General features: G+C 74.4%; 6 protein-coding genes. 4 read left to right on the top strand and 2 right to left on the bottom strand.

Going from position 1 to position 8,962, the window contains the following annotated elements:
* Nucleotides 1-31 precede the first annotated feature (31 nt).
* Entirely contained in the window at nt 32-1,666 is a 1,635-nt protein-coding gene (locus tag ACWEQL_RS01745) for an alpha/beta hydrolase (RefSeq protein ID WP_452148135.1), read from the top strand.
* A 139-nt stretch (nt 1,667-1,805) separates the two neighbouring features.
* Here ACWEQL_RS01745 and ACWEQL_RS01750 read toward each other — a convergent pair whose 3' ends face one another.
* Entirely contained in the window at nt 1,806-2,813 is a 1,008-nt protein-coding gene (locus ACWEQL_RS01750; protein WP_452148136.1) for an aldo/keto reductase, read from the bottom strand.
* A 237-nt stretch (nt 2,814-3,050) separates the two neighbouring features.
* Between ACWEQL_RS01750 and pip the strand changes: the two genes are divergently transcribed.
* The 3 genes from pip (at nt 3,051) to ACWEQL_RS01765 (ending at nt 7,503) form a co-directional block, all read left to right on the top strand.
* Nucleotides 3,051-4,124 carry a prolyl aminopeptidase gene (pip, locus tag ACWEQL_RS01755; RefSeq protein ID WP_452148137.1) on the top strand — a complete coding sequence of 358 codons (1,074 nt, stop codon included), beginning with the start codon at nt 3,051-3,053 and terminating at the stop codon, nt 4,122-4,124.
* Nucleotides 4,125-4,469: 345 nt separating this feature from the next.
* Nucleotides 4,470-4,862 carry a hypothetical protein gene (locus ACWEQL_RS01760; RefSeq protein ID WP_452148138.1) on the top strand — a complete coding sequence of 131 codons (393 nt, stop codon included), beginning with the start codon at nt 4,470-4,472 and terminating at the stop codon, nt 4,860-4,862.
* A gap of 31 nt (nt 4,863-4,893) precedes the next feature.
* Nucleotides 4,894-7,503, top strand: a complete 2,610-nt coding sequence (locus tag ACWEQL_RS01765) for a caspase, EACC1-associated type (protein ID WP_452148139.1) — start codon at nt 4,894-4,896, stop codon at nt 7,501-7,503.
* Here the strand turns inward: ACWEQL_RS01765 and ACWEQL_RS01770 are convergent.
* The gene (locus ACWEQL_RS01770; protein WP_452148140.1) at nt 7,488-8,456 is read right to left on the bottom strand and encodes a MerR family transcriptional regulator; all 969 of its coding nucleotides are present in this window, start codon (nt 8,454-8,456) and stop codon (nt 7,488-7,490) included. The two genes, ACWEQL_RS01765 and ACWEQL_RS01770, sit on opposite strands and share 16 nt — an antisense overlap.
* Nucleotides 8,457-8,962: the final 506 nt, after the last annotated feature.

Consider the following 8,962-nt stretch of genomic DNA (forward strand, 5'->3'; position numbering starts at 1 on the left):
GGTGGGTTCCGGGCTCCCTATGGTCTAGTCCATGTGGAAGCGATCACTCAGAACGATCTGCGGGACGGCCGCCCTCGCGCTGGCCGCCGCCCTCTGCGCAGCCGGGCCCGCCGGGGCGGCCCCCGACCCCGGCGCCGGCCCGGGGTCCGGCGCGCACCCGGCCCTGACCTGGACGGACTGCCCGCCCGACCCCAACACCGCCCCCGTGGACCCGCGGCTGCGCTGCACCAGGCTGCGCGTACCGATGGACTACCGGGCGCCCGGCGGCCCGACCATCGAGATAGCGGTCTCCCGGCTCGCCACCGCCAAACCCGGGCTGCGGCGCGGCATCCTGGTGCACAACGGCGGCGGCCCCGGCGTCGCCAGCCTCAACCTCCCGAGCGTCCAGGCCACCGTCTACCCGCAGGACGTGCTGGACCGCTACGACCTGGTCGGCTTCGACCCGCGCGGGGTCGGCTACAGCACCCCGCTGACCTGCGGGCGCACCCCCGCGCAGCTGCCCAACGAACTCGTCTTCCCGTTCCCCGGCCCGGACGGCTCGATCACCGGCAACGTGGGCTTCGCCCGCGACCTGGCCCGCGACTGCCTGGCCAACGGCGGCGAGCTGGTCCGGCACGTGACCACCGCCAACACCGCCCGCGACCTGGACCGGATCCGGGCGGCCCTCGGCGAGCGGAAGATCTCCTTCAAGGCCGCCTCCTACGGCACCTACCTGGGCGCCGTGTACGCCGAGCTGTTCCCCGGCCGTACCGACCGCTTCGTGCTCGACGCCAACGTCAGCCCCGACGACACCTGGCACGAGCGGCTGGCCCGGTGGGACCCGGCCGGCGAGATCCGGTTCGCCGACTTCGCCGCCTGGGCGGCCGAACGCGACGCCACCCTGCGCCTCGGCGCCACCCCCGAGGCCGTCCGCGCCAACTACCTCGCCCTGGCCGCCAAGTTGGACCGCACGCCCGTGACGCACCCGGTGGCCGGGCCGGTCAACGGCAACCTGTGGCGGGCGATCTACCGCTTCGACTCGTACCACACCGCGCTGTTCCAGGAGATCGCCGACTGGTGGCGCTACCTCGCCGACGACGGCAACGGGCCGGTCCCGTACTGGTGGCTGAACCGGAGCACCCCCGGCGTCCCCGCGGACAACGACATCGCCGCGCTGGTGGCCGTCCTCTGCGGCGACAGCCCCGCCCCCCGCGACCTCGGCCGCTACCAGCGCAACGTGACCGCCAGCCGGGCCGCGAACCCGATCCTCGGCGGCATGGGCGCCAACGTCTGGCCCTGCGCCTTCTGGCCGGAGCCGCTCGAACCGCAGGTCCGCGTCACCGACCGCGGGCCGGCGAACATCCTGCTGCTGCAGACCACCCGCGACCCGGCGACCCCGTACGCGGGCGCGCTGGAGATGCGCGCCGCCCTCGGCGGGCGGGCGCGGATGGTCACCGTGGACGGCGGCAACCACGGCGCCTACGACCCCGGCGCCCCGTCCTGCGCGGTCACCGCGGCGGACCGGTTCCTGACCACGGGCGTCCTGCCCCGGCGGGACCAGTTCTGCGGCGTCGACGGCCCGCAGGCGGCCGCGGCGGCCGCGGGTTCGTCCGTTGCGGGTTCGTCCGTTACAGGTTCGCCGGCAGCGGGCCCGGCGGCGAAGGCGGGCCGGGCGCCGCGTTTCTGAGGCCGTACGCCCGGGCCCGTCCGTCCACGCCGGTACACGGCCCGTACGGCCAGGCGCCCGGCGCACGCGTCCGCGACGGCCTCCGAGGAGGCGGCCGTCGCGGACGTACGCGCTCCGGCGGCAGGGTGTCCGGCGGGCCTCAGGCCCAGGGCAGGCCCGACCGGGTGCGCCAGTACACCTCGGCCGGTTCGGCGAGCGTGTCGAGTCCCGCCAGCTGCGCCGGGTCGAGGTCGAGTGCGGCGGCCGAGAGGTTGGAGGCCAGCTGGCCCGTGGTGGCCGCGCCGGAGAGCACCAGGTCCACCCACGGCCGGGCGGCGACCGCGGCCAGCGCGAGGGCGTCGCACGAGGCTCCGGTACGGGCGGCCAGCGCGCGCAGCCCGGCCGTGTCGGGGCCGGTCGCGTTGCGGTCGGCGAGCCGGCCGTTGGCCATGCCCTCCTTGACCACCACCAGCCAGCCCGCCGCGTGCGCCTCGGCGAGGGCCGGACCGGCGGACGGCTCCAGCACGTTCCAGGTGGACTGCACGGCGGCGAACAGCGGCCGGCCGTCCACCGTCACCCCCAGGGCCGCCCGGACGGCCTCGGCCTGCGCCGGACCGCTGGTCGACAGGCCGACCTGGACGCCCTCCGCGGCCAGTCCGGCCAGCCGGGCGTGCAGCGCCGGATCGGTGAGCGCGGGGCTCTCCGGGGTGACCGAGTGCACCAGGTAGACGTCCGGCAGCCGGCCCAGCGCCGCCCTGGTCTCCCGGACCTGACGGTCGAACACCTCGACCGAGTGCTCCTTGACCTCGTGCACGGGCACCCCGGAGGCCCGCCAGCCGGCGGTGTAGGTGTAACCCCACTTGCTGCCCACCGTCATCCCGGCCGCCGCCTCCGGCCGGGCGGCCAGCCACTCGCCGACGAACTCCTCCGCGCGGCCGTACGACCGGGCCGTGTCCAGGTAGCGCACGCCCGCCGCGTGGGCGGCGTCGAGCAGGGCGTGCGTACGCCCCCGCAGCGCCTCGACGGTCCGCTCGGCCGGCAGGTCGAGATCGCGCCCCAGCGTGATGTAGCCCGGCCGCCCGACGGCGGCCGTCCCCAGGCCGAAGCGCGCGAGCGACGGGCCGGCCGGTCCGGTGTCGGTGGGTCCGGTGGCGGGGGCGGTCGGCATGCTGAGGGTCCCTTCGACGCTTCCTGCGGCCGGCGCCGGCCGCGCCCGCCCACCCCGAACCCTAACCTTCGCCCGCCCGCCGACCGCGGCTGACCTGCGCCGACGGAACCCGTCCCGCCCCTCCGACCGGCCAGGCCCTAGCCTCGGCGGGGCGGAGCGCCCGCGCCGTCGAAAGCTTGGCCGAAGCCGAAGCCGAAGCCGAAGCCGAAGCCGAAGTCGAAGCCCGAGGAGGCCCTCGTGACCGTCCCGTCCCACCCGTTCCCGACCGAGCCGTTCCCTACCGCCGAACCGTATGCGCGTGGCCTCCTGGACGTCGGTGACGGCAACCGCATCGCCTGGGAGGTGAGCGGCAACCCCGAAGGGAAGCCGGCTCTCTGCGTGCACGGCGGCCCCGGTTCCGGCAGGGGCCAGGGACGGGCCGGGCGCTTCGACCCCGCGGTCTACCGGGTCGTCCAGTACGACCAGCGCGGCTGCGGCGAGAGCCTCCCGCACGCCTCCGACCCGGCCGTCCGCCTCGACCACAACACCACCGAGCACCTCATCGCCGACATGGAGCGGCTGCGCGAGCACCTGGGCATCGAACGCTGGTTGCTGTACGGCGGGTCGTGGGGGTCGACGCTGATCCTCGCGTACGCCGAACGCTTCCCCGAGCGGGTCTCGGAGATCGTCATCGCGGGCGTCACCATGACCCGGCCGGAGGAGACCGACTGGCTCTACCGGGGTGTCGGACGCCTGCTGCCCGGACCGTGGGAGGCGTTCCGTGACGCGCTGCCCGCCGCGGACCGCGACGGCGACCTGGTGGCGGCGTACAACCGCCTGCTGAACGACCCGGACGAGGAGGTCCGGTTCAAGGCCGCCCGGGACTGGTGCGCCTGGGAGGACGCGGTCATCGCCCACGAGGCGCTCGGCCACCCGGGCACGTACGGCGACCGGCCGGACGACGCGATGATGGCGTTCGTCCGGATCTGCGCGCACTACTTCGCCCACGACGCCTGGCTGGAGGACGGCCAACTCCTTCGCGACGCCCACCGGTTGGCCGGCATCCCCGGAGTGCTGATCCACGGCCGGCTGGACATCGGCTCCCCGCTGCGGAGCGCGTGGCAGCTGGCCGGGGCGTGGCCGGACGCGGAGCTGAAGGTGATCGACGACTCGGGTCACACCGGCAGTCCGGCACTGCGGCGGGCGGTGCTGGAGGCGCTCGCGCGGTTCGGCGGCTCCGGACCGACCCGTCCGGATGCGACCCGTCCGGATACGACTCGTCCGGATGCGGCGGGGCCGGGCGCGGCGGGGTCGGGGGTCGCGTCGGGCTGAACCCTCCATCGGGCCCGCCATATCGGGGCCGCCACCGGGCCCGGGCGGCGGGGCGCGTGGTGACGGGGCACGCGGTGGGCGGTTCCGGGCCGGCCGCCACCCGTGCGAGGTGGCGGCCCCGGCCTTACCATCCGGGGTCGTCGCGTACCCGGGTGAGGCATCGCGCGTGCGGCGCTCGGCCGGTAGCGTGGAATCACCGGACACAGGGGGCCGGACCCGACCCGACCCCGACGACGCCCGACCCGGTAACGGATCCGGTACCGAGTACCGACCCGGTACCGGCCCGGCACCATCCGCGGCGTCGTCGTGGCGAGGCCACCGGCCGAGGCACGAGTGGGTGAGGCGATGGCTGACGAGCTGCGCCTGTTTCTGAACGAAGAGGGCACCGATCCGGAGTTCCTGGACGGCCTGACCGGCAACCTGCGCCGGGAGCTGCTCCAGCTGGACGTGCTCGACGTCCACCCGCTGCCCGCGGGCGAGGCGCCCCCCGGCACCCGCGGCGTGGACATCCAGTCGGTCGGTGCCCTGCTGGTGGGCCTGAGCGAGACCGGTGGGGTGTTACGTTCGGTCGTCGCGGCCGTCCGCCAGTGGATGGCCCGCGGTCACGACGGGGCCCGGTCGGTCCGCATGGAGATCGGCGGCGACGTCCTGGAGATCTCCGAGGTGGACGCCGCCGACCGTGACCGCCTGATCGAGCTGTTCATCGCCCGGCACGCCACCGCCGACGCGACCGGCTGACCCGCCTGCCACGACCACTGGACGGCACGCCGTGAACACCAGAACAGATGCCACCGCGGACGCCCCCGCCGGCACCGGAACGGATCCCGTGGCGGGCACCGCACCGGCCGAGGGCCCGGGCGTGACCGCGCCCGCGCCCGCCCGTACACCGACCGGACGGCGGCAGGCCCTGATCATCGCCAACGACGTCTACACCGACGAGGGCCTCAAACAGCTGCGCTCGCCCGCCGAGGACGCGGTGGCGCTCGGCGCGGTGCTCGGCGACCCGAAGATCGGGGACTTCGACGTCGACGTGATCCGCAACGAGTCCGCGCACGTCATCGAAGGAATGATCGAAGACTTCTTCGCCGAACGCCGCCCCGACGACGTTCTGCTGCTGCACTTCTCCTGCCACGGGCTGAAGAGCGAGGCCGGCGAACTGTACTTCGCCGCCTCCAACACCCGGCCCAACCGGCTCGCCTCGACCGCAGTCCCCGCCGCCTTCGTCCAGCGCTGCATGCGCGAGAGCCGTTCGCGCAGCGTCGTCCTGCTGCTGGACTGCTGCTACGGCGGCGCGTTCAGCCAGGGCGCCCAGGTCCGGGCCACCGGCGACATCAACGTGCTGGACTCCTTCGCGTCCGGCCGGCTCGGCGGCGGCCGCGGCCGGGCGGTGATCACCGCCTCCAACGCGATGGAGTACGCCTTCGAGGGCGACACCCTCTCCGACGGCCGGGAACGCCACCCGTCGCTGTTCACCAGCGCCATCGTCCAGGGCCTGGCCACCGGCGAGGCCGACCGCGACGAGGACGGCCGGATCTCGCTCGACGAGCTCTACGAGTACGTCTTCGACGAGGTCCGCGAGCGCAACCCGCACCAGACGCCCAGCCGCAGCTTCGAACTCCAGGGCGACCTCTACCTCGCCCACAGCGGCCGTCGCCGGGTCCGGCCCAAGCCCGTGCCCGCCGACCTCCGCACGGCGATGACCGACCCCAACATGTTCACCCGCCTCGGCGCCGTCACCGAACTGCGCGCCCGCCTCGCCAACCCCGACCTGGCCGCGGCCCTCGGCGCGTACGAGGCGCTCGCCGAACTCGTCGACACCGACATCCGCATGATCGCCGAACCGGCCGAACAGGCGCTGCGCGACGTCGCGCTCACCCCGGAGGAGGGCGAGGTCGACTTCGGCATCGTCGCGCACGGTGCCCCCGCCCCGCACCACACGCTCGTCCTGCAGGGCCCGGCCCTCGCCCGCTCCTGCGTCCCGGACCCCGGCGCCGCCTGGCTGCACACCGCCGAGGCGCCGCAGGGGCTCGACATCTGGGTGGACACCACGACCGAGGGCTACCTGCGCGGCGACCTCACCCTGCACGGCCCGACCGGCGACGCCGTCGTCCGGGTCGCGGCCAATGTGCTCGCCGAGGAGGCGGGGGCGAGGCACCGGCCGGGGGAGCCGGAGGAGTCGAGGGAGCCGGGGGCTCAGGGGGAGGTGGGGACGCAGGGGGAGCCGGAGACGCAGGGAGAGCCGGGGGAGCCGGCGGCCGGAGTGCTTGAGCCGTCCCCCGAGCCGCCCGAACCCGCCGCCGCGCCCGAACCCGCTGCCGCGCCCGAACCATCGCCGGAAGGTGAGCCCGAGCCTTCCGCCGGCCCCCGGCCCGAACGCCGGCCCGGAGCGGCGGAGGACATCGTCGGAACGACCGCGATGGGTGGGGTGTGGGAACTGAACCCCCGACAGGAGGTGCCCCCGCCACCACCCAATGGTCCGCACCACCTCGCCGTCCCGTCGAACGTACCTGTCGAGCCCGGACCCGAGCCCGAGCCCGGACCCGAGGGCGAGCCCGGACCCGAGCCCGAGCCCGAGCCCGGACCCGAGCCCGGACCCGAGGGCGAGCCCGAACCCGAACCCCAGCCCACCCCGTCCGCCGGTGCCCCTGTGGCGGAGACCCCGGCGTCGGAGCCCCCACGGAGGGAGGCCCCGACGCCGAAGACCTCACCGTCGGAAACCCCACCGCCCAAGACACCGCCACCCGAGGCCTCACCGTCGGACGGTCCTCCGCAGGACGGCCCGGCCATCGGCACCCTCGACTGGGCAACCCCCGTCGCCGGTACGCCCATCGTCGGCACACCCATGGTCAGCACCCCTGTCGTCGGTGAGCCGCCCGGCCCCGGCACGCCCGACAGGGGCGTACCCGCGGAGCCGCACGCCCGCGTGTACGGCCATGCCCGCCGTCCCTCCAGGACGGCCAGGCCGGTGAAGCCGATCAACCCGGCCAAGCCCGCCAAGCAGCCCAAACCCACCGAACCGGCCGAGCAACCCGGGCCCGCCGCCCAGGCCGAGCCCGCCGATGTGGTTCGCCCGGCCCTGGACGGCAACCCGCTGGCCCGGCGCGCCCGGACCCTCGCCGTCCTCGCCGTCGTCCTCAGCCCGGTCTTCGGCCTCGGCGTCGTCCTGGTGATCCCGGCCCTGGCCACGGCGAACCGGGCGACCAAGGCGATCCACGAGTCGTACGGCTCGGTCGGCGGCCGCGGCACGGTCAAGGCCGCCCGGATCCTGGCCTGGTCCGCGGTGCTCATCTCGGCCGTCGCCATCGTGGTCGGCGTCTGGTGGCTCACCGGCCTGAACTCCGGGGGCTCCGAGGAGGACCCCTTCTACGTGGAGCCGTAGCCACGGCGAACGGGCTGCCCTTCGGAGCCGGCCCGCAGCGCCGCGCCGAACCACGCGAACACCGGCGCCAGGGCGGGCGGCACGGGCCACCCGTTGATGACGGCCAGCAGGTGCCAGTAGCGCTCGGCACGGGGGTCGCCGGCGACGTCCAGACGGGTCAGCATCCACTGCCTGAGCTCGGCGTCGTCGGGGCGGTCGAAGGTTTGCGCGTACCGGGCGGTGAGCGCGTCGACGACGGGTACGGCCTGCGCCGAGGCCGGGTCGATGCCGGCGTCGAGTGCCCGGCCGACGCCGTCACGGACGGCCTCGGTGAGCTCGTGGTGCAGCCCGGTGCGGTCACCCCGGGCCCGTTCGGCCGCCTGGTACTCGGCCATGCGACGGACGGCGGCGCGGAAGCCGGCGTCCTGGGTGAGCTCGGCGAGCTCCACCCAGGCGGCGACCTGCTCGGGTTCGGGGTCGTCGGGCAGTTCGGGCATGGCCGAGCGCAACATGTCGACGAAGTCGGCGTTGGCGTCGAGTCCGCCGAAGGTGTCGTCGATGAAGTCGGTGACGAGACGGCGGCGTTCGTCGTCGGAGAGCTTGGCGAGCTTGTGCATGAGGTCCAACTCCTCGGGTGTGGAGCCCTTCTTGGCCACCGCGCGCAACACCGCGCGTCGCAGGCGGAGGGCGCGGATCTGCACCTCCAGGGCATCGGCGTGCGCGGCCGCGACCTCGGGCACCGAGACCTCCCGGTCCAGCACCCGCCGGATGACGGCCAGGTCGATCCCCAGGTCACGCAGCGTGCGCACGAGGTCGAGACGTGCCAGCGCGTCGACGTCGTAGAGCCGGTAGCCGGCCGGGCTTCGGTCTGTCGGCGGCACGATCCCGGTGTCGGAGTAGTACCGGATGGTCTTGACCGTCAGCCCGGTACGCCGGGCCAGGTCCCCGATCGTGAAGTACGTGTCGCCGTTCATGCCCGTACTCTCCCGCCTCCCCCCGCGGGAGACTCAAGCCCCGCTTCCCGCCCCCGGTGAGCGGGCCCGCTGAAATATGCCGGTCGGTCTACACAATTCTCGGGCTCGCCTGCGCAGGAAGTCGGCGGGTCCGACTTCCTGCGCAGGGTGAGAGGCGGGCGGCGCGCCCTCTAAATATGTAGACCGGTCTACTGAAGCCTCTGGTTTGGCGTTCCCGTCGGCGCCAAAATATGTTGGTCGGTCTACATAGATCTCTGGGCCGCACAGGAAGTCGGCCGGTCCGACTTCTCGCGCGCAGGGGTGCCCGGCAGACCCGCGTCGAATATGTAGACCGGTCTACTGAGGTTGCCCTTCGGCCACGCGACCCCGCAGCTCCCACGAATATGCCGGTCGGTCTACATAGTTCTCGGCGTACGGGCTGCGCAGGAAGTCGGCCGGTCCGACTTCCTGCGCCGCACCCGCACCCCCACCCCCCCCCGATCGGAAGAGGGGGGGGTAGGGAAAAA

This window comes from Kitasatospora sp. NPDC004240, from assembly GCF_053603215.1.